This window comes from Streptomyces sp. NPDC107546, from assembly GCF_055639175.1.
Genome location: NZ_JBVKBA010000011.1, coordinates 53,806 through 78,744, shown reverse-complemented (window position 1 = coordinate 78,744; position 24,939 = coordinate 53,806). Strand labels below are relative to the sequence as shown.

21 protein-coding genes, 3 tRNA genes and 2 pseudogenes are annotated in these 24,939 nt (G+C 72.6%); 15 read left to right on the top strand and 11 right to left on the bottom strand.

From position 1 onward, the window contains the following. Positions 1-16 precede the first annotated feature (16 nt). On the top strand, positions 17-736 hold the full coding sequence (locus ACZ7L1_RS18210) for a transglycosylase SLT domain-containing protein (RefSeq protein WP_471438265.1): 720 nt from the start codon (positions 17-19) through the stop codon (positions 734-736). 199 nt (positions 737-935) lie between these two features. Then, positions 936-2,519 carry a substrate-binding domain-containing protein gene (locus ACZ7L1_RS18205; protein ID WP_471438263.1) on the top strand — a complete coding sequence of 528 codons (1,584 nt, stop codon included), beginning with the start codon at positions 936-938 and terminating at the stop codon, positions 2,517-2,519. Between the two features lie 19 nt (positions 2,520-2,538). On the opposite strand, the gene ACZ7L1_RS18200 is transcribed toward ACZ7L1_RS18205, so the two are convergent. Beyond that, entirely contained in the window at positions 2,539-2,997 is a 459-nt protein-coding gene (locus ACZ7L1_RS18200) for an RrF2 family transcriptional regulator (protein WP_388986703.1), read from the bottom strand. A gap of 66 nt (positions 2,998-3,063) precedes the next feature. On the opposite strand from ACZ7L1_RS18200, the gene ACZ7L1_RS18195 reads away from it, so the two are divergent. After that, a complete protein-coding gene (locus ACZ7L1_RS18195) occupies positions 3,064-6,006 on the top strand; it encodes a beta-galactosidase (protein WP_471438261.1) in 2,943 nt (980 codons plus the stop codon). A gap of 10 nt (positions 6,007-6,016) precedes the next feature. Here ACZ7L1_RS18195 and ACZ7L1_RS18190 read toward each other — a convergent pair whose 3' ends face one another. Next, complete coding sequence (locus tag ACZ7L1_RS18190) at positions 6,017-6,862, bottom strand: SMP-30/gluconolactonase/LRE family protein (RefSeq protein WP_471438260.1); 846 nt, start codon at positions 6,860-6,862, stop codon at positions 6,017-6,019. Then, on the bottom strand, positions 6,859-7,632 hold the full coding sequence (locus ACZ7L1_RS18185; protein ID WP_471438258.1) for an IclR family transcriptional regulator: 774 nt from the start codon (positions 7,630-7,632) through the stop codon (positions 6,859-6,861). Before ACZ7L1_RS18185 ends, ACZ7L1_RS18190 begins: the two co-directional genes overlap by 4 nt. A gap of 125 nt (positions 7,633-7,757) precedes the next feature. Here ACZ7L1_RS18185 and ACZ7L1_RS18180 point away from each other — a divergent pair, with 125 nt between their 5' ends. Then, positions 7,758-8,378 (top strand): hypothetical protein, encoded by a 621-nt coding sequence (locus ACZ7L1_RS18180; RefSeq protein WP_471438256.1) that lies wholly within the window; start codon positions 7,758-7,760, stop codon positions 8,376-8,378. On the opposite strand, the gene ACZ7L1_RS18175 is transcribed toward ACZ7L1_RS18180, so the two are convergent. Beyond that, positions 8,362-9,231 carry an ATP-grasp domain-containing protein gene (locus ACZ7L1_RS18175; RefSeq protein ID WP_471438254.1) on the bottom strand — a complete coding sequence of 290 codons (870 nt, stop codon included), beginning with the start codon at positions 9,229-9,231 and terminating at the stop codon, positions 8,362-8,364. The genes ACZ7L1_RS18180 and ACZ7L1_RS18175 overlap by 17 nt on opposite strands. Positions 9,232-9,355: 124 nt before the next feature. Between ACZ7L1_RS18175 and ACZ7L1_RS18170 the strand changes: the two are divergent. The 6 genes and pseudogenes from ACZ7L1_RS18170 to ACZ7L1_RS18145 form a co-directional block, all read left to right on the top strand. Then, positions 9,356-9,524: pseudogene (locus ACZ7L1_RS18170) on the top strand (PP2C family protein-serine/threonine phosphatase); the annotation flags it as partial. 101 nt (positions 9,525-9,625) lie between these two features. Further along, a complete protein-coding gene (locus ACZ7L1_RS18165) occupies positions 9,626-11,086 on the top strand; it encodes an acyl-CoA synthetase (RefSeq protein WP_471438253.1) in 1,461 nt (486 codons plus the stop codon). Then, a complete protein-coding gene (locus tag ACZ7L1_RS18160) occupies positions 11,079-12,416 on the top strand; it encodes a carboxyl transferase domain-containing protein (protein WP_471438251.1) in 1,338 nt (445 codons plus the stop codon). Before ACZ7L1_RS18165 ends, ACZ7L1_RS18160 begins: the two co-directional genes overlap by 8 nt. Before the next feature lie 157 nt (positions 12,417-12,573). Continuing rightward, positions 12,574-13,611 carry a rod shape-determining protein gene (locus tag ACZ7L1_RS18155; protein ID WP_471438249.1) on the top strand — a complete coding sequence of 346 codons (1,038 nt, stop codon included), beginning with the start codon at positions 12,574-12,576 and terminating at the stop codon, positions 13,609-13,611. Between the two features lie 104 nt (positions 13,612-13,715). Further along, a complete protein-coding gene (locus ACZ7L1_RS18150) occupies positions 13,716-14,144 on the top strand; it encodes a DUF6153 family protein (RefSeq protein WP_471438247.1) in 429 nt (142 codons plus the stop codon). 105 nt (positions 14,145-14,249) lie between these two features. Beyond that, positions 14,250-14,939, top strand: a complete 690-nt coding sequence (locus ACZ7L1_RS18145; RefSeq protein WP_471438245.1) for a DUF305 domain-containing protein — start codon at positions 14,250-14,252, stop codon at positions 14,937-14,939. A 119-nt stretch (positions 14,940-15,058) separates the two neighbouring features. Here the strand turns inward: ACZ7L1_RS18145 and ACZ7L1_RS18140 are convergent, their stop codons facing one another. Further along, positions 15,059-15,910: a helix-turn-helix domain-containing protein gene (locus ACZ7L1_RS18140; RefSeq protein WP_471438243.1), complete on the bottom strand. Its 852-nt coding sequence runs from the start codon at positions 15,908-15,910 to the stop codon at positions 15,059-15,061. A 113-nt stretch (positions 15,911-16,023) separates the two neighbouring features. Between ACZ7L1_RS18140 and ACZ7L1_RS18135 the strand changes: the two genes are divergently transcribed. Next, positions 16,024-16,617, top strand: a complete 594-nt coding sequence (locus ACZ7L1_RS18135; RefSeq protein ID WP_471438241.1) for an NADPH-dependent FMN reductase — start codon at positions 16,024-16,026, stop codon at positions 16,615-16,617. 78 nt (positions 16,618-16,695) lie between these two features. Here ACZ7L1_RS18135 and ACZ7L1_RS18130 read toward each other — a convergent pair whose 3' ends face one another. The 3 genes from ACZ7L1_RS18130 to ACZ7L1_RS18120 all read right to left on the bottom strand — a co-directional run bounded on the left by ACZ7L1_RS18130 (position 16,696) and on the right by ACZ7L1_RS18120 (position 18,668). Next, a complete protein-coding gene (locus ACZ7L1_RS18130) occupies positions 16,696-16,914 on the bottom strand; it encodes a class IIb bacteriocin, lactobin A/cerein 7B family (RefSeq protein WP_403616137.1) in 219 nt (72 codons plus the stop codon). A 485-nt stretch (positions 16,915-17,399) separates the two neighbouring features. Beyond that, entirely contained in the window at positions 17,400-18,296 is an 897-nt protein-coding gene (locus ACZ7L1_RS18125) for a hypothetical protein (protein ID WP_471438239.1), read from the bottom strand. Positions 18,297-18,308: 12 nt separating this feature from the next. Further along, positions 18,309-18,668, bottom strand: coding sequence for a hypothetical protein (locus ACZ7L1_RS18120; protein ID WP_471438237.1), 360 nt, complete (start codon positions 18,666-18,668; stop codon positions 18,309-18,311). Between the two features lie 116 nt (positions 18,669-18,784). On the opposite strand from ACZ7L1_RS18120, the gene ACZ7L1_RS18115 reads away from it, so the two are divergent. Together ACZ7L1_RS18115 and ACZ7L1_RS18110 are read left to right on the top strand one after the other, a co-directional pair. Beyond that, positions 18,785-21,748, top strand: coding sequence for an AfsR/SARP family transcriptional regulator (locus ACZ7L1_RS18115; RefSeq protein WP_471438236.1), 2,964 nt, complete (start codon positions 18,785-18,787; stop codon positions 21,746-21,748). A gap of 356 nt (positions 21,749-22,104) precedes the next feature. Continuing rightward, positions 22,105-22,323: pseudogene (locus tag ACZ7L1_RS18110) on the top strand (PIN domain-containing protein); the annotation flags it as partial. 187 nt (positions 22,324-22,510) lie between these two features. On the opposite strand, the gene ACZ7L1_RS18105 reads toward ACZ7L1_RS18110, so the two are convergent. From ACZ7L1_RS18105 to ACZ7L1_RS18095, 3 genes are all read right to left on the bottom strand, one after another. After that, positions 22,511-22,587 (bottom strand) — tRNA-Ile (locus ACZ7L1_RS18105). A gap of 177 nt (positions 22,588-22,764) precedes the next feature. Continuing rightward, positions 22,765-22,837 (bottom strand) — tRNA-Asn (locus ACZ7L1_RS18100). 5 nt (positions 22,838-22,842) lie between these two features. After that, positions 22,843-22,915: transfer RNA gene (locus ACZ7L1_RS18095), tRNA-Asn, on the bottom strand. 164 nt (positions 22,916-23,079) lie between these two features. Between ACZ7L1_RS18095 and ACZ7L1_RS18090 the strand changes: the two genes are divergently transcribed. Together ACZ7L1_RS18090 and ACZ7L1_RS18085 are read left to right on the top strand one after the other, a co-directional pair. Further along, the gene (locus ACZ7L1_RS18090) at positions 23,080-23,385 is read left to right on the top strand and encodes a YtxH domain-containing protein (RefSeq protein WP_200417236.1); all 306 of its coding nucleotides are present in this window, start codon (positions 23,080-23,082) and stop codon (positions 23,383-23,385) included. 92 nt (positions 23,386-23,477) lie between these two features. After that, entirely contained in the window at positions 23,478-24,935 is a 1,458-nt protein-coding gene (locus ACZ7L1_RS18085; protein WP_471438234.1) for a xylulokinase, read from the top strand. Positions 24,936-24,939: the final 4 nt, after the last annotated feature.

The window sequence follows — 24,939 nt, the reverse complement described above, 5'->3', positions numbered from 1 at the left end:
GACCAAGGACCGCACCATGCCCAAACACGCCTTCAACCGCTCGCGCCGGGCCCGCCGGTTCTCGACCGGCGGCGCCGTCACCGCCTGCTCATTCGCCCTGGCCTGCACGGCCGTGCTCGGAGCGGCCCAGGCCGCCCACGCCGCTCCGGCCGCCTCGGCCGTCGCCGCGACCCCGGCCACGTCCGCCGGCACGACCACATACGTCGTCCGGCTCGGCGACCACCTGGCCTCCATCGCACGGGTCCACAATGTGCCGGGCGGCTGGCAGGCCATCGCAGCGGCCAACAAGCTTTCCAGCCCCTACCTCATCCGGCCGGGTCAGGTCCTGGTTCTTCCCACCGGGTCTTCCTCGATCAAGAAAACCGTGTCCTCCCCGGCCACGAAAACCGTGCCGGCTTCCAGCGGCGTGATCTACGCCAACAACCTGGACGGCTGGATCAAGCACTCGCTTGCGGTCATGAAGCAGCACGGTATTCCGGGGTCCTACAACGGCATTTACCGCAATGTCATGCGCGAGTCCTCCGGCAACCCGAAGGCCATCAACCTCTGGGACTCCAACGCCGCGAAGGGCATCCCGTCGAAGGGCCTCCTCCAGGTGATCGACCCGACCTTCCGCGCGTACCACGTGCCGGGCACCTCGTGGGACATCTACGACCCGGTAGCCAACATCACCGCCGCGTGCAACTACGCCTACCACCGCTACGGCTCGATCGACAACGTCAACGGCCCCTACTGACGGGCCTGATCCGCGACTCGGGGTGGTGGCGCAGGGCAGCCACCACCCCTTCCCGTGCCCAACGGGCGGAAAACGCCCGGTGGCCCGGGATGACATGCCAGTGAATTCACCATGGAAGACGACCTTCCCCCTCCCCGTCACCCGCCCGCTCCGGCCACCATGACCTCCCCATCCACCTTGTGACGTAGGGGAGTTGGCCGTGAACGGCTTTCCCTGGGACACCACCCTGGCCGTCGTCGGTCTGGCCGTCTCCGGTGCCGCGGCTCTGTGGGAGTTCGTCGTCGGCAGCCGGAAGCTCCTCGGCTACCGCGTGCAGATGGACACGACCGCCCAGGACGCGGCCGCCGCGCCGTACGCGGGAGTGCTGCGGCAGATGCAGCACAACGGCACGTCCCTGCACGACCCGTCGTTCGTCCTGCTGCGCATCGAGAACAGCGGCCGGGCCCCCATCGTGGAGGACGACTACCTGGCGCCCGACGGCGCCCGGGCCGGCATCCAGGTCATGTTCCGGGGCCGCCGGGTCGTCGGCATGGTCGTCACCGAACTCAGCCGCAGCGAGTTGCGCAGCTTCTTCGTCCCCTCCGGCAACGGCCGGGACACTCCTCAGCCGGTGCCGGGCCTCGGGGTCAGCGACGGGCTCATCGAACTGCCCAAGGTGAAGCTGAACCGCCGCGACCACTACAAGGTGCTGGCGGTGCTGGAACGCGAGGCGGGCTTCACGGAGCAGACGTTCCCGGACCCGGAGGTGGTCGGCGGCATCGTGGGCGGGGTCCGCCGCGGCAGGATGCGGAAGACCGAGTACTACCCCTTCGCCGCGAAGCCGGTCCGGGTGCTGCTCGTCCTCCTGGTCCTGGTGCTCATCGGGCAGTCCCTCTTCATGCTCCTGCGCAGCGACCCGAAGCCCGCGCCGCTGGACTGCGCCAAGGGCACGCTCGCCCTGTCCGGGTCCACCGCGTTCGCGCCGGTTCTGCGGGAGGCCGCGCGGCAGTACGAGAAGACGTGCCCCGACGCGCACATCCCGCTCTCGAACGACACCTTCAAGGGCAGCGTCCCCGGCCTCAACGCCCTCGAGGCGGCAGGGAAGCAGAACCAGCCGAAGGGCGGCCAGGGCCTCGGCGACCGTCTGGCGTTCAGCGACGGCCCCAAGAGCGGGACCGGCCACCCGCAACTGCTGCCCCGCCCTGTGGCCCTCTCCCTCTTCACGCTCGTCGTCAACCCGGACGCGGGCGTGAAGGACCTGTCGCTGAAGCAGATCAGGGACATCTACGCCGGCAGGACGACCAACTGGAAGCAGGTGGGCGGCAACGACGTGCCCATCCACCTCGTGAGCCGCTACCCCGGTTCCGGCACCCGCACCACCCTCGAACTCCGCGTCCTCGGCAACCAGGGGCTGCCGGGCGTCACGGCGAGCGACTGCGCCGCCATGGACACCGCCGGGCCGGGCCGCTGCGAGGTCGGCGACACCCAGACCCTCCTGGACACCGTGGCCTCGACCCCGGGCGCCCTGGGCCACAGCGAGGTCGGCGCGGCCACGGCCCACGCCGGTGTCCAGCCCGTCCGCATCGACGGCTACCCGGCCACGCTGGAGGGCGTCGACGGCGGCGCCTACCCGTACTGGCAGACCGAGTACGCCTACACCTACGGCGAGCCGCCCGCCGACTCCCTCGCCGCCGGCTTCCTGCGCTACCTCTCCGACGAGGTCGGCAAGGACATCATCCGCTCCCACGGCGACCGCCCCTGCACGGAACTGGCCAAACCGCTGCTGTGCCGTCCGAGTGGGTAGCCCGCCTCGGGGCCAGGCCTCAGGGGTTCTCCCACGACGCCGGTTCCGCGGCCAGACGGCGGACCGGTTCCGGGAGGGCGTCCGTCGCGATGTCGGCGAGCGTGACGCCCTCCAGGACCTTGCGTACGTTCGCCCGCAGGGCGATCCACAGGGGCAGGAGGGGCTGCGCCGAGCCCGTGTAGGTGAGGCCCGTGGGCCGCTCCCCCCGTACCGACACGATCGGACCGTCCACCGCGCGGATGACGTCCGCCACGGTGATCGCGGACGGCTCCCGGGCCAGGGCGTAGCCGCCGGTTCCGCCGCGCCGGCTGGTGACCAGGCCCGCGCGGCGCAGATCGCCCAGGATGCCCTCCAGGAACTTGTGCGGGATGCCCTGCGCGGCTGCGACCGTCTCCGCCTTCACCGGGGCCGCGCCCTCGCGCACGGCCAGCTCCAGCGCCGCCCGTACCGCGTAATCCGCCCGTGCCGAGATCCTCATGCGGCCATTCTGATGCCTGCCACGAGTGACAATCCCGACGTGGTGATGAGCAGACGTACATTCCATATGATCACCGGCACTGCCGCGCTCGGTCTGGCGCTCGGCGGCAGCGGTGAGGAGTGCGCCGCCGTGAGCGCCCCGACCGGGCCGCCCCCGGATCCGCCCCGGGCGGACGGACGGGCGCACACCGTCGGCTTCGACCGGTACTCGACGATCGTCGACGGCCGGCGGGTCGTGCTGTGGTCGGGCGAGATGCACCCGTTCCGGCTGCCGAGCCCGTCGCTGTGGCGGGACGTGCTGCAGAAGATGCGCGGCCACGGGTACAACACCGTCAGCGTCTACGTCGCGTGGAACTTCCACTCCTCGGCCCCCGGCCACCATGACTTCACGGGCGTTCGCGACCTGGACGTGTTCCTGCGTACGGCCGCCGAGACCGGTCTGTACGTGATCCTGCGCCCGGGCCCCTACATCAACGCCGAGGTCGACGCGGGCGGCTTCCCCGGCTGGCTGACCGCGACGCCGGGCACGGCCCGCACCTCCGATCCGACGTATCTGGGTCACGTGGACGAGTGGCTGACGGCCGTCAACCGGATCGCCGTGCGGCATCTGTACACGGGCGGCGGCGGCACGATCGTCCTCTACCAGCTCGAGAACGAGTACGCGAACCACGTCACCGAGGCCGCCGGCCGCGACTACATGGCCCACCTGTACGACAAGGTCCGCGCCGACGGCATCGATGTGCCGCTCTTCCACAACGACAAGGGCCGCAACGGCTACTGGGCGCCCGGCACGTGCGACACCGGCGGGGAGCGGGGGCGCTGGCTGTACGGCTTCGACGGGTATCCGTCGCCGTTCCGCCCGCCGCCGGACTGGGGGTACTTCGGACCGGGCGGGACGAAGGGCGGGTCCACCGCGAGTCCTGACACCCCGGGTTTCCTGGCCGAATTCGGGGGCGGCTGGTTCGACCCGTGGGGCGGGGCCGAGTTCGGCGGGAAGGGGTACGCGCAGTCGCGCCGCACCCGGGACGCGGCGTACGAGCGGCGCTTCTACCTGACCAACCTCGCCAACGGCATCAAGATCCACAACGTGTATATGACGTTCGGCGGCACGTCGTGGGGGTGGCTGCCCGCGCCGGTCGTCTACACGTCGTACGACTACGGCGCCGCCCTCGACGAGGCCAGGCAGCCGACCGCCAAGCTGGTCCCGATGCACCAGATGGGGCACCTGCTGCTCACCGTGCCGGACCTGGCCCAGCTGGACCGGGCGGAGGACGTCGACGTCGGCGGCGGCTCGGCGCTCAGGGCGTATCACCTGCTCAATCCGGACACCGGGGCGCACGTGTACGTGCTGCGCAACGACTCGTCCGGTGAAGCCGAGGCCGCCGTCCCCGTCGCCGGGGCCACCGTCCGGGTGCCCGTGCCCGGCCTCGACGCCCGGCTGCTGGCCGCCGGGATCTCGCTCGGGCGGCGGACGCTGCGGTACTCCTCCGCCCAGCCCATGCTGCGGCTGGCCGTCGGGCGGCAGGACGTCGCCGTGTTCACGGGCCGTTCGGGCGAGCCGACGACGACCGTCCTGGAGTGCCCGCGCGAGCCGAGGGTCACCGTGCTGAAGGGGGACGCTGCGCACACGTACGCGCAGGGCGCCCTGCGCCTGGACGTGCGGCTCGGCGGGCTCGCCCGGGTGCTGGTGGAGGGCGGAGGCGTGGCGCGTCCGCTGCTGCTGCTCCTCGCGGACGACGGGACGTCCGTACGGCTATGGCCGCGCCACACGGCGTCGGGGCCGTTCCTGGTGTACGGGCCCGCCCTGCTGCGCACCGCCGAGCGTCGCGGCACCACCGCACAGCTCACCGGCGACACGGTCGACGACGCGGATCTGGAGGTGTGGGCACCGCCCGGGGTGACCGAGGTCGTCTGGAACGGGACTACCGTGCCCGCGCGCGACACCCCGTCCGGCAGTCTGCGCGCCACCCGGCGGCTGCCGGGCGCGGCACCGGTCCGGCTGCCCGCGCTGACCGGGTGGCGCCGCAGGGCGGAGAACCCCGAGGCCGCCGTCGACTTCGACGACTCGGCGTGGCGGACGGCCGACCGGACGACGACGAACGCCACGACTCCCGTGCCGGCCGGACGGCCCGTCCTCTTCGCCGACGACTACGGCTTCCACTACGGGGACGTCTGGTACCGGGGCCGTTTCGGGGGCGCGACCGGCGCCGGGTCCGTGTCTCTCACGTACGTCTCCGGCACCCAGGGGTTGCTGATGGCGTGGCTGGACGGGAAGCCGCTGGGCACGCACCGGATGCCCGTGCCGGACGCGAAGACCGTACGCAAGGGGACGTGGTCGGCCACGGCGGCGTTCCCGATCCCGATCGCGCCGGGTGAGGGAACGCGCGTGCTGTCCGTACTGGTCCGGCGCATGCAGCACGACGAGGACGGCGGGGCGAACGACAGCCACAAGGCGGGCCGGGGCCTGGTCTCGGTCGCCTTCGACGGGGCGTCACCCGCGGTGCGCTGGCGGATCCAGGGCGAGGCGGCCCCGGACCCGGTGCGCGGCCCGCTGAACAACGGCGGGCTGTACGGGGAGCGGCACGGCTGGCATCTGCCCGGGTTCCCGGACGGCGACTGGGAGGCGGTCCCGCTTCCGCGTGCCGAGCGGGGGCAGGGCGTGGTCTGGTACCGGACGCGGTTCCGGTTGGCCGTCGGTCCCGGCACGGACGCGTCCATCGGGCTCACCCTGAGGGACGATCCGGCGCGGGCCTACCGGGCGCAGATCTTCCTCAACGGCTGGAACATGGGCCAGTACGTCAACGACGTGGGCCCCCAGCGCACCTTCGTCCTGCCTAACGGCGTACTCGACACCCGGGGCCCGAACACGCTCGCGCTGGCGGTCCTGGCCGACGGGACCACCCCCTCGGGGCCGGGCGCCGTGGAACTGACGCTGCTGGGGCGGGCGGCCGGAGGAGTCCCGGTGAGGCTGGTGGACTCCCCCGGCTTTTCGGGCTCTCCGGCCGGGTGACCCGCGGGAGTCAGCCGGCGAACGCGGGCTGCGGCAGGCCCTTTCCGGCGCCGGGGACGACGAGGAGCGAGCCGGAGAGCGGGTGCGGGGCCTCCAAGCCCGTGCGGGCGGTGGTGATGTACAGGTCGGCCAGGTCCGCGCCGCCGAACGCGCATGCGGTGGGGCGTTCGACGGGCAGTTCCAGGACGCGGTCCAGGTCCCCGGACGGGGTGTAGCGGTGGATCGCGCCGCCGTCCCACAGGGCGACCCACACACAGCCGTCGGCGTCGACGCTCAGCCCGTCGGGGAAGCCCCGGTCGACGTGGGCGAGGGCGCGCCTGCCCACCGGGAGCCCGTCGTCGCCGACGTCGAAGACGTCGATGCGGCGGGTCGGCGAGTCGATGTAGTACATCAGCCGGCCGTCGGGGCTCCAGCCGGTGCCGTTGCTCACGGCGACGTCGTCGAGGACGGTGCGGACGGTGCCGTCGCCGGTGATCCGGGACAGGGTGCCGCCGCCCGGCGCCTCGTCGTAGCGCATGGTGCCCGCCCACAGGGAGCCATCGGGGGCGACGGCCGCGTCGTTGCCGCGACGGCCGGGGACCGGCTCGTGGTGCAGCCAGCGGAAGGTGCCGTCGGGGTCGCGCAGGCCCACGCCGTCGCGGAGGTTGAGCACCAGACCCCCGCCGGAGCGCGGCTTGGCGGCGCCCACGTGCTGCTCGGTGGTCATGACCGTGCGGCGCCCGGAGGCGGGGTCGTACGTGTGCACCCGCGATCGCAGGATGTCGACCCAGATCAGCCGACCGCCGTCGGCGTCCCACGTCGGGCCCTCGCCGAGGGCCGCCTCCTCGCGTACGGCGAGCTCGTACCTCGTCGTCATGCGACGCTCCGGTGGCCGAGCCGCTCGGAGAGTTCCGCGGCGCCCTTCGCGGCGAGCTGCTCCAGCTCGGCGAGGCGCTCGTCGCTCCAGCGGATCATGGGCACCGAGATGGACAGTGCGGCGACGACCTGCCCGGTGCGGTCGCGCACGGGGGCGGCGACGCAGCTGACGTCGGGGTTGGACTCGCGGCTCTCCACGGCGATGCCGCGGGCGCGGATCCGGGCCAGGGCCTCGCGCAGGGCCGCCGGGTCGGTGATGCTGTTGGGAGTCATCGCGACCAGCTCGGCGTCGTCCGGGACACGGGCGGCGAGTTCCGACTCGGGCAGGGACGCGAGGAGCATCTTGCCGACGGAGGTGCAGTGGGCGGGGAGCCGGCGCCCGGCCGCCGACACCATGCGCACGGCGTGCGTGGAGTCGACCTTGGCGATGTAGATGACGTCGGTGCCCTCGAGGATGGCCACATGGACGGTCTCGTCGCAGGTCTCGGCCACGGACCGGGCGACCTGCAGTCCCTCGGCGGCGAGGTCGAGCTGCTCGGCGTAGCGGCTGCCGAGCTGGTACGGGCGGACGCCGAGGCGGTAGCGTCCCGGCTGTCCCTGCACCGGCACGATGTACGAGCGCGCGGCGAGCGTGGTGACGAGCTCGTGCACGGTGGTGCGCGGCAGCTGGAGCTTGCGCACGATGTCGGGGGCGGACAGCGTGCCGTCCCCGTCGAGGAAGAGCTCCAGGATGTCGAGAGCCCGGGTGACGGCAGGTACGAGGCGTCCCACGACCGGCCCCCTCTCCATGTTCGAAATTTCAACTGGCGATCGGCATGACGAACACAGGCTAGTCATAGTGCGCCGGGGCGGCAATGGTCGTGCGAGGTGCAGGATTCGGCAGGTGGTCAGCGAGGATGGAGAGCATGCCGTCCGCCTTCACGCCCCGCGACTTCCAGCTGGTCCTGCTGCGCCGTATGGCCGACCACAATCCGGACCTGGTGGAGGACGCCCGCCATGAGCTGGGCGTCTCGGTCGCGGACATGCGCGAGGCCAACAAGCGCTGGCAGGCGATGGTCCGCTCACCGCGCTCCCGCGCGGCCCTCTCCCCGCCCCAAGGCCTTAACGGCATGGGAGGTGCCCTCATCCGCTCGGTCCTGGGCGAACCCGAGTCGACGACCCCCCGCCGCATCGGCGACCTGGACTGCGACGCCCTGCTGTGGCCGGTCCCGCTCTGGCCCGACCTGCGCTTCGAGGTCCTGGTGGCGCCGAACGGGGTGGTGTGGAACGAGTGGCTGGTACGGGCCCCGGGCGCACCGTCCCCGCCACTGAAAACCCTGGAGGACCTGACCCCCTGGTCCTGCACGGTCGACGAGGCGGCCCGCGCCTTCGCTCCCGCCCGCCCCCTGGAGGGCACGGCCCCGACCCGCTGGGGCCTGGCCTTCACGGCCCCGGACGCGCGGGGCGTACGCCACCAGGTCGCCGCGGAGTTCACCTGGGGGCTGCTGCAGCGGGTGGGCGTCAGCGGGCAGCGGTGAGGATCGCGTCCACAACCACGGGCAGGGACCCGGTGTGGAGGTCGAGGAACAGGTTCGGCTCGACGAGCTCCAGCTCCATCACGCACGGCTGCCCCTCCGCCCCGTCCACCAGGTCGACGCGGGCGTAGAGGAGCTCCGCCCCGCCCGGTACGGCGGCCAGGGCGCGCTCGGCGGTGGCGAGTTCGGCCGGGGTCGGGGTCCAGGGCTCCAGGCCGGGGTGGGCCACCTTCTTCTCGTCGTACGGGGTTCCGGGCGCGAGGACGGCGCCCTTCCGGCTGGCGTGCAGCAGCCGCCCGCCGAAGAACTGCACCGCACGCTCCCCGCTCACGTCGATGCCCTCCACATAGGGCTGCACCATCGCCGTGAACCCCTCGGCGTGCAGACGGGCGAGCTGCCGTACGGCTGTGTCGTGCTCGCCGGGCGTGTACCGGGCGGCGAACCGCGCGCCCGCGCCCGAGGTGGGCTTGATGACGTACTCGTGGTCGCCGGGCAGGTCGGCGGGGTCGCCGGGGGCGATGTACCGCGTGGGGACGGTGGGGACACCCGCCGCGGCCAGGTCCCCCAGGTACCGCTTGTCGGTGTTCCAGCGCACGACGTCCGCGGGATTGGCCAGCCGCGTGGCCTTCCCGCACCGCTCCGCCCAGACGGTGAACTCGGCCGCCCGCCAGCTGTAGTCCCACGTGGACCGGATCACGGCCAGGTCGTAGCCCGCCCAGTCGACGTCCGCGTCGTCCCAGTACACGGCGTCGGCCTCGGCCCCCGCCGTCCGCAACTCCCTTACGAGCACCGGCAGATCGCGGTCGACACTGACCTCCGGCCCGGGACGGCAGGTGACGAGTGCGACTCGGGCCATTACTGGACTCCTGTTCGAACGACGAATGTTCCGCGACGATTCCTCCGCGCAGGCTAACAACACAGCGCGGAACCGGGCACGGGCCGTTGACCTTCACCTTCTGTGAAGCCCCAGCATGGGTGGCGGAACGGAGCTCGCCCTCGTCCACATCGGTGACTCCCGGGCGTATCTCCTGCGACGGCGAACTGTTCCGCATCACGCACGACCACACGGTCGTCCAGTCGATGATCGACGAGGGTCGGCTGACACCGGAGGAGGCCGCCGCCCATCCTCGACGCACCGTGCTGCTGCGTGGTGGCGGAGGTCGTGGAGGCCGCATGGCGGACGGGGCTGTGCGGCACGATGGGTCCGTAGGTCCCGTCCGCGTGTCCGCCTCGACGCAAGGAGTGTCCGCGTGTCCTCCCTCTTTCCGGCACTGTCCGATCCCTCGGCCGGGCGGCGGCCCGCCCTGCGGTTCGGGGAGCGGGCTCTGACCTATGCGGAGCTGGCCTCGGCGGCGGGTGCGCTCGCCGGGCGGATCGGCGATCGGATCGGCGGGGAGGGGAGGGTGGCCGTGTGGGCCACGCCCTCCCTGGAGACCGCCGTCGCCGCGGTCGCCGCGCTGAGTGCCGGTGTGCCCTTCGTCCCGCTCAACCCGAAGTCCGGGGAGGGTGAGCTCGGGCACATCCTGGCGGACAGCGCGCCGTCGCTGGTGCTCGCCGGGCCGGGCGTCGAACTGCCCGGCCCGGTCGGCGCACTGGAGCGCGTCGACGTCGATGTGCGCGGCTCCGGGACTCTCCCGCAGGACGGGACCGGCGACGAGGATCCCGCCCTCGTCGTCTACACCTCCGGCACCACCGGCCCGCCCAAGGGCGCCGTCATCCCCCGCCGTGCCGTCGCCACCACCCTCGACGCGCTCGCTGACGCCTGGTGGTGGACCGGCGACGACGTGCTCGTGCACGGGCTGCCGTTGTTCCATGTGCACGGGCTGGTGCTGGGCGTCCTCGGGCCGCTGCGGCGCGGCGGGTCCGTGCGGCACCTGGGGCGGTTCAGTACGGACGGTGTGGCGCGGGAGCTCGGCGAGGGCGCGACCATGCTGTTCGGTGTGCCGACGATGTATCACCGCATCGCCGAGGCCCTGCCGACCGACCCGGAGCTGGCCAAGGCGCTCGCCGGGGCCCGGCTGCTGGTCTCCGGGTCCGCCGCGCTGCCGGTGCACGACCATGAGCGGATCGCCGCCGCGACCGGCCGCAGGGTCGTCGAGCGGTACGGCATGACCGAGACGCTGATGAACACCAGCGTGCGGGTGGACGGGGAGGCGCGCGCGGGGACGGTGGGGGTTCCGCTGCCGGGTGTGGAGTTGCGGCTGGTCGAGGAGGACGGGTCCGTCATCGCCGCCTGCGACGGGGAGAGCGTCGGGGAGATCCAGGTGCGCGGGCCGAACCTGTTCACCGAGTACCTCAACCGGCCCGACGCCACCGCCGCCGCGTTCACCCCGGACGGCTGGTTCCGCACCGGGGACATGGCGGTGCGCGAGCCCGACGGGTACGTGCGGATCGTGGGGCGCAAGGCGACCGATCTCATCAAGAGCGGCGGCTACAAGATCGGGGCCGGGGAGATCGAGAACGCGCTTCTCGAGCACCCGGGTGTCCGGGAGGCCGCCGTCGCCGGGGAGCCCGACGACGACCTGGGCGAGCGGATCGTCGCCTGGGTGGTGCCCACGGACCCCGCGGCGCCGCCCGGTGCCGACGAGCTGGCCGGCCACGTGGCCCGCCGGCTCGCCCCGCACAAACGTCCGCGCGTGGTGCGGTACCTGGACGCCCTGCCCCGCAACGACATGGGGAAGATCATGAAGCGGGCCCTGCGGGATGCCTGAGCGCCTGCCCGCGCGAGACGCCCTCGCCCTTCTCGCCGACGACTTCGCGCAGCTCCCCTCCCCCACGCGCGACGGGCGGCCCGACGGTCCGTTGGCCTGGCCCGGCTACGACGCCTCCCGCGCCCGCGCCGCCGCGCGCACCGGCGAGGAGGAGTCCGTCGTCTGCGGGCACGCCACCGTCGGCGGCGCCCCGGTCGTGCTGATCGCGTTCGAGTTCGGTTTCCTCGGCGGCTCCCTGGGCGAACGCACCGGGGACCGGCTGGAGGCAGCCCACGTCCACGCCCGTGAGCGACGGCTGCCGGTGGTCTCGCTCGTCGCGACGGGCGGCAGCCGGATGCAGGAGGGGATGCTCGCGCTGACCCAGTTGCAGCGCGTGGCCCGCCAGTCGGCGCTCACCCGCGCGGCCGGCCTGCCCCAGCTCGCGGTGTTGCGGGACCCGACGACGGGTGGCGGCTGGGCCACGCTGGGCGCGGGCGCCGACGTGGTGCTGGCCCTGCCGGGCGCCCAGGTCGGCTTCGCGGGCTCCCGGGTGCGCCCACCGGATGCCGACCCGGCGGCGTACACCGCTCAGGCGCAGCTCGCGGCGGGCACCGTCGACGCGGTCGTACGGCCCGGAGAGCTGCGCGAGACGCTGGGCCGGTGGCTGGCGCTGCTGACGGCGCCCTCGACCGAGCCCGCGCCCGTGCCCGGCGCGCTCGGCCGGGCGGACCTCCCGGCCACCGGCTGGGACGCGGTGCGGCGCGCCCGCGCCCCGGAGCGCCCTCGCGCGCACGCCTACCTGGACGCCTACTTCACCTGCCGGGCGACCATCAGCGGCGACCGGTGCGGCGGCACCGACCGGGACGGCATGCTGTGCGGCTTCGGCACCCACGACGGCCGGACCATCGCCTACGCCGCCCAGACCGGCACGGCGACCCGGCCCGCCGGTTACCGTACGGCCGCCCGGCTGATCCGCCTGGCGGACCGGCTGTCCCTGCCGGTGCTGACGCTGGTGGACACACCGGGCGCCGCCAACGACGCCGAGGCCGAACGGCAAGGGGCGGGCGCCGCGATCGCCGACCTGTTCGCCGCGGTGGCCACCGCCCGTACGCCGATCACCACGCTGGTCATCGGCGAGGGCGGCTCAGGCGGCGCCCTCGCGCTCGCCGCCCCCGGCAACACGTGGGTCACGCCGGACAGCTACTTCTCCGTCATCGCCCCGGAGCTCGCCGCCGCGATACTCAAGCGCCCGCCGGAGCAGGTGCGGGAGACGGCGGACCAGCTCCGGGTTCGGCCCCAGGACCTGGTCGACCTGGGGGTGGTACGGGGGATCGCCGGCGCCGCTACGTGACGAGCCGACCCCGGACAGGGTCCCCCGTGCGAGACGCGCCCAGGACCACCCGCCCGGACCACCCCGAGGGGCGCGGGCCCGTGTCACGGCAGAGGATGCGGAGAAGAGGCCCGCCGCCCGGCGGCCCGCCCGCGGTCCGTTCTCGGGAGGTACCGCCATGACCGTCAGCCTGGACCAGCTGCGCCGCTGCCACTTCGCCGTCGACCTGGGCGCGGCGAGGACCCGCGTCTACGTCAAGGGCGCCGGTCTGGTGGTGGACCAGCCCAGTGCGGCGGCCGTGAACACCCGCACGGGCGCGCTGATCGCGGTCGGTGAGTTCGCCGAGAAGATGACCGGCCGCACGCCCGAGTACATCCGCGTCGTACGGCCCGTCTCCGGCGGCACCGTCGTCGACATCGAGATGGCCCAGCGCATGCTGCGCCATCTGCTCGGCGAGAAGCTCCGCCGCAGCCTGCGCCGCAAGCCCCGGCTGCGGGCCGCAGCCTGCACCCCGCACGACGCGGACCCGCTGGCCCAGCGCGCGGCCGTCGAGACGCTGGTCGGACTGGGGGCGCGCAGGGTGGAGCTGGTGGACACGCTCGTCGCGGCGGCCGTGGGGTGCGGGCTGCCCGTCGAGCAGCCCGAAGCCTCCATGATCATGGTGTGCGGGGCCGCCGCCACGCAGATCGCGGTGCTGTCGCTGGGGAACATCGTGACCGCCGAGCGCATCCCGGTGGGCGGCGAGGCCGTCGATCACGCCATAGTGCAACACCTGCGCCACGAGCACGCGTTGATGCTGCCGAGCCAGTCCGTACGGCCGTTGCGGCTCGCCCTGTGCGCGGGCGGGTTCACCTCGGACGGGCCCGCCTCCACCGAGATCATGGGGCGGGACGTGGCGACCGGGCTCGCGCGCTCGGTCAAGGTCGACACGGCGGCCGTGCGGAACGCCATCCGGACCCCGCTGACCGCCGTCCTGGACGGCATCGGCAAGGTGCTGCGGGACTGCCCGCCCGATCTGGTGGCCGACCTCGCCGACCGCGGGATCATGATGGTCGGTGGCAGCGCGCTACTGCCGGGGCTCGACGAGATGCTGCGCCAGGCGACCGGCATGCCCGTGCACATCGCCGAACGGCCCGACATCTGCGCGGTGCAGGGCCTGGGCGCGATGCTGGAGGGCAGGATCCAGCCTCTGACGCTGGATCCACTGGCGGCCTGAACCTCCCGGGCCGCGCTGAAGGCCGGACGGTCTCCGCAGGGAGCGGCGGGCGGCGTCCGGGGGTCTGCGCAGGGAGCGGCGGGTGGTTCCGTACGATGGGCGCCATGACGTCCGGCGTGCGCACCCGCTCCTCTGTGAGCCGTGTCCGCCGGGTGCCGCTGGTGATGGCGGTGCTGGCCGGGGTGCTGGCCATGCACGCGCTGTCGCCGTCCGGGACGCCGTCGGCGGGGCAGCACGTCATGGTGGGGGCTCCGGGTACGGCAGGGCATCGGACCGCAGCCGCACCCGCTCCCGCGGACGACTGCGCGTGCCCCCATCTGTCGAACGCCGGCCATGGCGGGATGGCCATGGACCACTCCGGCGGCACGTGCGCGGCCGGGGGCACCGCCGCCTCCTACGTCCCGCCCGCCCTGCTGCCCGCGCTCACGGTCCCCGGGGAGTGCGCCGCGGCCTTCTCCGGTGACCCGGTCGCACGGACGGCCGACGGCCGGGCTCCGCCCGACCTGTCCGAACTACAGCTTCTGCGGATCTAGAGGCGCCCGCACGACACCTCCCCTCCCAGGTGGCGTGCTCCGGTCCGTCTCACGATCCGTTCTTCCCGCGCGCCCGCGCGGGTTCTCCAAGGAGCTGTACTTCTCATGGCACTTCGCCGTTCCTCGATCCGCCGTACCGCCGTGCTGGTCGCGGCCGCGACCGCAGCGGTGGTGCTGACCGCCTGCGGCGGCAGCGACTCCTCCTCGCCCTCCTCCTCGTCGGGGCACTCCGGCCACGGCATGGGGTCGATGTCCCCGGCCGCCCCCTCGGCCGCCCCCTCGGGCGCCGCCTCCGCGTCGCAGGGCGGCCACAACGCGCAGGACGTGACGTTCGCGCAGGAGATGATCCCGCACCACCGCCAGGCCGTGGCCATGGCCGATCTGGCCCCGTCGCGGGCCTCCTCCCAGGACGTCAAGGACCTCGCCGCGAGGATCCGGAAGGCACAGGACCCGGAGATCGCCACCATGTCGGGCTGGCTGAAGGCGTGGGGCGAGAAGGTCCCCGACGGCAGCGGGTCCGGCATGGAGAGCATGCCGGGCATGGACCACTCCGGCTCGTCGATGCCCGGCATGATGTCCGACGGGGACATGAAGAAGCTTCAGAACCTGTCGGGTGGCGCCTTCGACAAGGCCTTCCTCCAGATGATGATCGGCCACCACGAGGGCGCGATCGCCATGGCGAGGACCGAGGGGGCCAAGGGCACCTACGGTCCCGCGCAGACGATGGCGAAGTCGATCGTCACGTCGCAGTCGGCCGAGATCACGGAGATGAAGAAGATGCTCGGCGAGCAGTAGTCACCGGGCAGTAGTCACTGGGCGGTGGTCAGTAGGTCCAGGGGCCGGTTCGGGGGAGCGGCGGTACGGCCGCTGCCCCGAACCGGGTATCCCTTCGCACCTCGCCCGACGACGGTGTGTCAGGTGACGGCGCGGAGCCTGCCGTGGGGCCGGTGGCCGAAGGACTCGTGGCGGAGCTGATCGACGCTCCGGGCGGTCTCCTCGTCCGCGGGCAGGTGAACGACCAGTTGCTGCGCGTCCGCGGAGAGTTCGAGCGTCTCCCGGTGGAAGCGGAGTTCGTGTGCCGTGGGGTGGTTCAGTCGGAGGACGCCGCGCTTCGGGACCATGTGCCGGTTCAAGCGCCGCGTGAAGTCGGGACCGGCGAGGGGCGCGAGTTCCGCGGTGAACCACTCGGAGTTCTCGACGGACGGCCCGAGCCACAGGTCGAAGGCCTGCTGGTCCGCGATGTCGTCCCAGTCGGCGAAGAAGGTGCGGGCGCGGGGGTCGGTGAACACATAGCGGGTGAGGTTGGGTGCGCCGGACTCCAGCAACCCGGTTCCGTCCATCAGCCACGCGTAGCCGCCGGTCTGGGCGAGGACGTCGCCCAGACGGTTCGTCACCAGCGCGATCCCCGGCTCGAGGAGGCGCAGGGTCTCCAGTACGGACGGCCGGACCTCGCGCCGAGGCGGCGCCGGCCGGGTGTGGGCGACACACTCACCGCCGCTGATCTTCGCGAGGTAGCGCAGGTGGTTGCGCTCCGCGGGGTCGAGACTGAGGGCGTCCGCGAGCGCGTTCACCACCGCCACGGAGGGGTTGCGGTCGCGGCCCTGCTCGATACGGGTCAGGTACTCGACGCTGATGCCGGCCCGCACGGCCACGTCCGTGCGCCGCAGACCGGGTGAACGGCGGCGGCCGTGATCCGGTATCCCCAACTCGTCCGGCTGGATGCTGTCGCGCTTGGCCCGGACGAAGTCACCCAACGGTGTACCCATGCCGTGAGCATACGGTGACGCGTTGCTCCTCGCGGAGTGCTGAGGGTGGCCCTGCGGGGGCCAGCCTGAGCCCGGCCTGGTCGGGGTCGCCGCGGCGGCCGATGGTGGTGGGCATGGAGAACACGCACAAGCTGGTGATCGTCGTTGGCAGCGTCCGGGAGGGCCGGTTCGGTCCCGTGGTGGCCTCATGGGTCGCCGGTCAGGCCCGTGCCCACGGGGCATTCGACGTCGAGGTCGTCGATCTGGCCGATGTCGAGGTGCCGTTGGCCCTGCCCGCCGTGTCGCCGAAGTTCGCGGGCGACGACTACCCCCGTCCGGCCGGGATGGAGCCCCTGACGTCGGCACTCGACGGCGCGGACGCGTTCGTCATCGTCACGCCGGAGTACAACCACAGCTATCCGGCGTCGTTGAAGGCGGCCATCGACTGGCATTTCACCCACTGGACCGCCAAGCCGGTCGCGTTCGTCAGCTACGGCGGCGCGGCAGGCGGCCGACATGCCGTACTGCATCTGGAGAACGTTCTGACCGAGTTGCACGCGGTGACGATCCGCGACGGTCTCGCCTTCCCGAACTACTTCACGGCGTGGCAGGACGGTCAGCCGCTCGACCCCCAGGCCCCCGGGTACGCCAAGACGTTGCTGGACCAACTCACCTGGTGGGCGGGCGCACTTCGGACGGCACGCGAGGCCGCCCCCTACCCGGCGTGAGCCGGGGCGGCACGACAAGAAGGGGCCGTCCGCCCCGCGCGAGGAGCGCGGGCCGGACGGCCCCCTTCGAGCCGGCGATCAGAAGGAGACGTTGACTCCGGCCTGGTGGTAGGCGCCGAGGGTGCCGACGGTGCCCAGGGCAACGCCCTCGACGGTGCCGACCTGGGCCAGGACGTCCGCGTCGCTGACCGTCGTCGGGCCGACGACCGCGCTGGCGTGCGGGGCCAGGCCGCCGGAGACGTTGTCGAGCTCGGCGTCGGACAGCTCGGCGGTGTGAACCTGGGGAGCGGAGTTCATGATGGAACTTCCCTTCGCATGTGGTGTTCCGCAAGGGGGGAGCGTCCCGCTGGGGACAGGTGGCGGGCCGCGACCGCGGACGTGCGGCATCCGTTACCGGCCACCCTTCGCACGACCCCGCGGCGCCAGAGATCAAAGCACGGAGCGCGCCGGCTATCCAATCAATCGGCGCCTCCACCAGGGCGGTTGACCGCGCAGGCGTCGCATACGTAAAGGCGCGCGCACGAATTGGTGGCGGTTTCTCCACACGCCGCACCGAGCCGGGGCGGGACCGGCGTTTCCCCCGTGATGCGGGACCAGACATTCCGCGCCAATGGAACGCGCGTCGGCAGCCCGTCGTGGAGATCCCTCGCACCTCGTGCCGCAGTTGCGCATTCGCAGTGCAGATTCACCGAACCCGGGGTGACCGACGGCCCGACCTGCCGAAGAGGAGCCCGGGCCCGTCCGTGAGGCGAAGTGGGCCACTTCGCCGACTTGACGACACGTCACTGGTTGGCCGGGTAGTTGTCCGGTCCCGCCGACACGCAACCCTGGTTGGACGCCGCCACCAGCCAGGGCAGGAGGCCGTTGTCCTGCCGCAGGTCGATGTAGAGGGCCACCGTGCGGATCAGGTACCGGTGCTTCCAGGTCGTGTAGCCGAACTGGGTCGCCTGGAGCGCGCCGGAGTCGCGGCACACGGCGGAGCCGGTGCCCTCCAGCGGGCACCAGTAGGACCAATCGCCGGTGGGTGTGTCCTTGAACTGCTCATAGGCACTGCCTGCGGTGCCCTTGTCGGCGAACGGGACAACCACCGCCGAGACCATGATGTTTCCACCCGCGTCGATGTACGTCCCGGTGACGATGTCACCGCCGGAGCAGCCCAGGCGCTCGAGCGTGGCGCGCACTTGGGCGCTGCGGCCCGCCTGGGCGCAGGAGTGCACGCCCTGGCTGCGGCGCGTGTAATGCACGCCTTTGGAGTCCGTGAAGGAGGCCGCGAGCAGTGCCGAGGGGGTGACCGGGGTGCCGTCGGTGGCCTCGTCGTCGAGCGTCGTGACGTCGAAGGCCGTGGGGCTCGGCGACTCGGAGACGGGTTCTTCGCTGTCCTCCGGGGTCGCTTCGGATTTCTGCTCGGAGGGGGCCGGGGAGTCGGTGGTCGGGGCGGACTCCGGCTTCCAGGACGACGACGCCTGCGAGACGGGCGTCTCGGACGGCGACGCCTTCGACCGCGCGTCCTTGTCGTACACCGCGAACACGAGCGTCCCCACGGCGGCGACGGCCGCCACCAGCACCACGGTCAGCAGAGTCCGGGCGCCGACCACGATCCACTGGTTGTTCTGGGTGTTGTTGTCGCCGTTCAGCACGCCCTGGGCGCCGGAGGCGTTCACATCGAACTGCGAGGGCATGGATGAGTACCGTCAGTTGAACGTGTTGTTCTGAGTGCTGTGGTCGCCGTTCAGCACCCCCCGGGCGCCGCGCGCGTCCACGACGACGGCCCCGGACCGGCGTTCCACGCCGAGCAGGACGCGGCGGGAGGCGGCGAGGATCTCCTCGTCCCGCTCCACCCCCATGCCGGTGAGCACCTCGGTCAGCCGTCTCCCCCACGCGTCGGGGTCCGACTCATGCGCGTCCAGGACGCGTACGCCGTAATCCCCCTTACCGGCCAGCCGGTCGCGCAGCCGGGCGTACAGATCGCGGACGGCTTCGCGAGCCGCGTCCGTGAGCCCCGCCGAGGCTCCCGCGGCCAGGGCGGCGGCCACCAACTCCACTTCGCTCACCAGGACTCCCTTCGTTCCCCGCGATTCGCGGCGGCACACTGTCAGGTCTGCGACCATGGCAGGCGGCGATGTACTGGCGATGAAGCGCCGCTGGTGCGCGGGGCGGGGGTTCTGGGGTGGTGGACGGCGAAGCTCCTCAGCGGCTGCGGATCGAGCTGCTCGGGCCGTTGCGGGCCTGGCGGGACGGCACACTCCTGGAGTTGGGATCGGTCAAGGCGCAGGCCCTCCTGGCCGCTCTGCTGCTCGGCCGATGGGGCAGGGCCGGCCATGAGCGGCTGCTCGACGCGGTGTGGGGCACGGAAGCTCCCTTGTCCGGGCGCAATGTGCTGGCCATCTACGTCAAGCAACTGCGCAGCAGGCTCGACCCCGAGAACACGCCGCCCGCCGAATCGGTGATCCGAAGCGGACAGGGTTGGTACGGCTTCGTCGCCGGCACGGCCGTACTCGATGTGACGGACCTGGAGGAACGGGCCGTAGAGGCGCTGCGCACCAAGATGAACGGCGACCCGGCCACCGCCGCCGGCCAACTGGCCGCCGCGCTGGCTCTGTTCCGGGGCGAGCCGCTGGCCGGCCTGCCCGGTCCGTTCGCCGATGCCGAGCGGGACCGGCTGGCCAAGCGCCGGCGGGAGCTCAGGCTCGCCCGCCTGGAGTGCCTGATGCTGCTCGGCCGGTACGCGGACGCGCTGGACGACTTCGCCGCCCCTTCCACCGCCGATCTGCTCGATGAGTCGCTGGCTGCCTACCGCATGCGTGCCCTGTACGGCAGCGGACGCCAGGGCGAGGCGCTGCGGGTCTTCGAGGAGATGCGCGGGCGCCTGGAGGAGGAACTGGGGGTGGATCCAGGGCCGGAACTGGCCGGGGTGCACCTGGCCGTGCTGCGCCGGGACGCCGGGTTACTGCCGCGTGTCCAAGCCGCCGCCTGCGAACGGTCCCACGCCGGCCGTGCCGCCGACGAGCTGCCCCACGCTCACCGCACCGCCGACCACCCACCCCACCCCCGGCCCGCCGTCGACCAACCGCCCCACGTCCGCCGTACTGTCAACCAATTGCCGGGCGACGCCGGGTATTTGATCGGCCGCAACGATGCACTACGGCTACTCACGGAGCCGTTTCCGCCGGAGTCGGTGGCCGTCCTGACCGTGGACGGCCCGGCCGGTGTCGGCAAGAGCGCCCTCGTCGTCCGCGCGGCCCGCGAAATCTGCACCGAGTACCCGGACGGCTGCCTCTTCGTCGACCTGCGCGCCCACAGCACCCAGCGGCGGCAGTCCCCGGAGCAGGCCCTGCACCGCCTGCTGCGCTCGCTCGGCGCGGCCAAAGGCGAGCTGCCGGCCGACCTCGACGAACTCACCGCCGCCTGGCGGACCGCGACGAGCGGGCTACGGCTGCTGCTGGTCCTGGACGACGCCCTGGACGCCGATCAGGTACGGCCGTTGCTTCCGGCCGGGGCCGGCAGCAGGGTGCTGGTGGGAAGCCGGCGTCGGCTCACCGAACTCGACGCCGACCGCCGGATCACCCTGGAGCCCCTGACCAGCGCGGACGCGGTTGCCCTGCTCACCCATCTCATCGGCGCGGAGCGCGCGAACGACGACCTGGAGGCCGTGAACCGACTGGCCGAACTCTGCGACGGCCTGCCGCTGGCGCTGCGCATCGCCGGGTCGCGGCTGCAGAACCGACGGAGCTGGCCGGTGCGGGGGCAGGTGGACCGGATGGCGGGCGACGAGGCACGCATGGAGGAGCTGACCGCCGGGAAGCGCAGTGTGGAGGCCAACTTCCTGCTGTCGTACGACCAGCATCTGACCCCTTCGCAGCAACGCGCCTTCCGCAGCCTGGGGTTGGTGCCGACCGTCGAGTTCGACGCGCTGATGCCCGCGGCCATGCTCGGCCTGCCGGCCCGCGCGACCGAGCGGGTCCTGGCGAGCCTGGTCGATGTGAGCCTGCTCCAGGAGCCACGGCCGGGCCGCTACCGGCTGCACGACCTGGTGCGGGTGTTCGCCCGCCGGGTCGCGGAAAGGGTGCCGGAGGAGGCGGCCGTCGCGCGCCGCGCGGCGCTGCGAGTGGTCCTCGACGCGGCGCGGACCGCCAGTGACTGGGGCGCGGTGAGTTTCCCCACCGGACCCCGGCCCGCCGAGGCACTGTTCGAGGGCTGGCGGGACGCGGAGGCCTGGCTGGACGCGGCAGGCGGCGAACTCCCCGATGTCGTCGGGAACGCGGTCGCCTACGGCGAGATCGACTTCGCCTGCTGGATCGCGGAGGCCCTGTGCGACTACTTCACCCGGCAGGGCCGCTATCCCGAGTCGCAGGCGGCGCTGGAGATCGCGCTGGCGCGCGTGTCGGAGAGCACCGACGACCGGATGGCCACGTCGCTCAGGGGCTGCCTGGCCTACACCGCCGTGTACCAGCGCCGGTATGCGCAGTCGCGTGCCCTGTTCACCGAGGGACTGCACCTCAGCCGGAGCCGCGGCGACCGGCTCAATGAGTCCCGGGCGCTCGCCGGACTGGGAGCCGTCGCCGTGAGTGTGGGCGAGGGCGACCTGGCGATCGCCCACGTCACCGCGGCACTGGACGTATCCGGCCCGGGGAACGACCACTGGTTCAGCTGCATGTCCCTGCTCATTCTGGGCCGCGCCCACCAGTACGCGGGACGGGACGAAGAGGCGCTGGCCCACTACGCCGAAGCCCGTGTCCACGCCGAGGCGATCGGCAGGCCGCACCAGCTCGGCAGGATCCTGAGCATCGCCGCCGACGGCCACCTCCGGCTCGGTCGGCACGGCGAGGCGAAGGCCCTGTTACGCCAGGCGCTCCACCTCGCCGAGCAGTCCGGGGACCTCTTCTTCTGCGCCCGCAGCCTGACCCGCCTCGGTACGGTCGAACAAGCCGAGGGAGACCTGCTGGCGGCCATAGCCTTCCACAGACTCGCCCTCCAGCGGTTCGAGTTGCTGTCCCGCGTTCCCGCACCCGGCCACGACTGGCTGGAAATGGACATCCGCACCCGCCTGGGCCACGCCTACATGGCGGCGGGCTGCCTCCGCGCGGCGCATGGCCAGTTCCAGCGGGTGGTGGATGTGGGCGACGCCCGTTGACCCGTGAGCCACCGGCGCGCGGGAGATGACCGGGTCGAGACCGAACGCGTCTGAACCACGAGAACGGCGAGCCTCTTCACCCCGACGGCGTCCCGCGCCTCATGCGTCTCGTCCAGCTGTCCGGCCCGCCTCCGGGAACGGCTCCATCGTGACCGGCCAGGACGTCTGCGCGGAGGAGGCTCGTCGTCATCGGCGGCGGCCCCTCCCGCGCGGGCGACCCGGTTTCCTGCTCGGGGAGCGCCTGGCCGAGCTGGTCTGACCACCCCGCGCATCGAGGCCTCCACACTCGTCGACGAGTCCGTCGCCCCCGGCGCGCCGACCGCAGGCGAGTGAAGGCGGCGCTGGACGCCACCTACGCCTGGTGGCCCATGCCGGACGGCGCCTACCGCCGCTCCCGCGTCGTCCAGGAGCAGCTCACAGCCAAGGGTGGGCACCGCAGCGCAGGCCCCGTCGACCTCCTCGTGGCAGCCGCCGCCGAGGCGGCGGGGCTCACCCTCCTCCACTGCGACCGGGACTTCGAAACCATCGCCCGCACCACGGGACAGCCCGTGCGCATGATCGACCTCAGGCAGTAGCACGAAGCTCGCTGCCGATCCGCAGTCCCATGCACCGACCTTCGCGAGGACGCCGCTGGGGGAACTTGGGGGGTGGACAACGCCCCTGCATCTTGGTCTGGAGGAGTGAAGGAGGGCCACCACGCCGGCGTGGTGGCCCTCCTTCTTGCGTTCCTCGAGATAGAAACGCTTCTGCGCGTGTAGCGCCTGGTGGGGCGGGTGGGACTCGAACCCACGGCCGACGGATTATGAGTCCGCTGCTCTAACCGGCTGAGCTACCGCCCCGTCACGGCGCGTCGCGTACATGTGTGCGCGCCGTCTGCCGCAGCATAGCCGCTCATACGATCTCCTGCTTCGGATGGTCGTCTTCCGGCGGCCCTTCATGACCTTGAGGACTTCGCCGCGGACGCGGCGGTTCCCCCGGACATGAAAAAGGACCCCGAAGGGTCCTCGTTCAGCATGCTCCCCCGACTGGACTCGAACCAGTAACCTGCCGGTTAACAGCCGGCTGCTCTGCCAATTGAGCTACGGAGGACCGAGCTCCCCCGACTGGACTCGAACCAGTAACCTGCCGGTTAACAGCCGGCTGCTCTGCCAATTGAGCTACGGAGGAATGCCTCGTTGCATCGAACGTACCTCCCCGGGTATCCGCCAGGGGGCGCTCGTTCGCTGCGACACATACATTAGCGCAAGCAGGGGGGTGCTCCGCCAACCGGTACTCCCCGACACCGGCGCCCACGCAAGGGACGACGCAGACGCAAGGGAAGGATGGCCGCCATGCGCTATCGGCTCACGTTCGTCGCCGGGCTGGTCCTGGGCTATGTGCTGGGCACACGGGCCGGGCGCGAGCGTTACGAGCAGTTGAAGAAATCCGCCCGGCAGGTCGCGCAGAACCCTGCCGTGCGCAACACCGCCGAGACCGCCGCCCACCAGGGCCGCGAGATCGCCGGGAAGGCCCTCCACGCGGTGGGGGCCAAGGTGGGCGACCACATGCCCGACTCGGTCGCCGACCGTGTGCGCTCACTGCGTGAACGCGGCACGAACGGCAGCGGCCCGGACGACTGGGGCACCAGCAACAGCTGACCCGGGGATCGCTGACGTACGCGCCGGGAGGAGCCCCGCGGCTCCTCCCGGCGCGACACGTCCACCCCCCTTCGTACGGCAGAATTTCCGCCATGGGGATAGTCGCCGGGTTGGACAGTTCGCCCGATTTCACTCGTATCGTCGTCTGCGACACGGACACGGGGGCCGTGCTCAGGCAGGGGTATGCGCCGCATCCGGTGGAGACCTCCGAGGATGGGGGAGGCCGTCCCTCCGACATCGACCCGCAGGCCTGGCTGCTGTCACTCGGAGAGGCGGCCGGCGGCGGGCTCCTGGAGGGCGTGCAGGCCATCGGCGTCTCCACGCAGGCGAACGCGCTGGTCCCGCTCGACACGCAGGGCGCCACCGTGCGGCCCGCGCTGGTCGGCGGCGACAAGCGGGCGCAGGTCGCGGCGGCCGACCTGATCGACGCGCTCGGCGGCCGGCAGGCCTGGGCCGAGGCCGTCGGCTGCGTCCCGCAGGCCGCGCAGCCCGTGACCAAGCTGCGCTGGCTCGCCAAGACGGAACCCGACAACGCGCTCCGGACCGCCGTGCTGATGCAGGCCCACGACTGGCTGGTGTGGCAGCTGCTCGGCCGCCCCCTGAGACGGACCACCGACCGGGGCGGCGCCTCCGGGACCGGGTACTGGTCGGCGGCGACCGGCGCCTACCGCAGCGACCTCGTCGAGCTGGCCCTCGGCCACCAGGCCATCGTGCCGGAGGTGATCGGCCCCTCCGAGGCGGCCGGTACGACACCGGAGGGGCTGCTGATCTCCGCCGGCACCGGGGAGACCATGGCCGCCGCGCTGGGTCTGGGCATCGGGCTCGGCGACGCGGTGGTCTCGCTCGGCGCCTCCGGGTCCGTGATGGCGGTCCACCCCGAGGCGCTCGTCGACTCCTCCGGCATGATCACCTCGCTGGCGGACGCCACGGGCATGCACCTGCCGGTGGTGACCACGCTCAACGCCGTGCGCACCCTGCGCGGCGCCGCCGAACTCCTCGGCCTGCCGGACCTCGAGTCGCTGTCCGACCTGGCGATGAAGTCGACGCCCGGCTCGCACGGGCTCGTCCTGCTTCCCTACCTGGAGGGCGAGCGGACCCCGAACCTGCCGCATACCGCGGGCACCCTGGCCGGGCTGCGGCGCGAGTCGATGAAGCCGGAGCACCTGGCACGGGCCGCGTTCGAGGGCATGCTGTGCGGGCTCGCGGACGCGCTGGACGTGCTGCGCGGGCGCGGCGTGGAGGTACGGCGGATCTTCCTGCTGGGCGCCGCCGCGGAACTGCCCGCCGTGCAGGCAGCGGCACCCTCCCTGTTCGGCGCGCAGGTCGTCGTCCCCCAGCCCGCGGACTACGCGGCCATCGGCGCGGCCCGCCAGGCGGCCTGGTCGCTCGGCGTCTCCCAGGGCACCCTCGACCCGCGCACCCCGCCCCCGTGGCAGGGCGCGGCTGCCCAGGTCCTGGAGCCGGGCGAGGAACTCGCGGTGGGCCAGGCCGTACGGCAGCAGTACGTGTCGGTACGCGAGCAGACGCATCCGGGAGCGTTCCGCCCGTAGACGC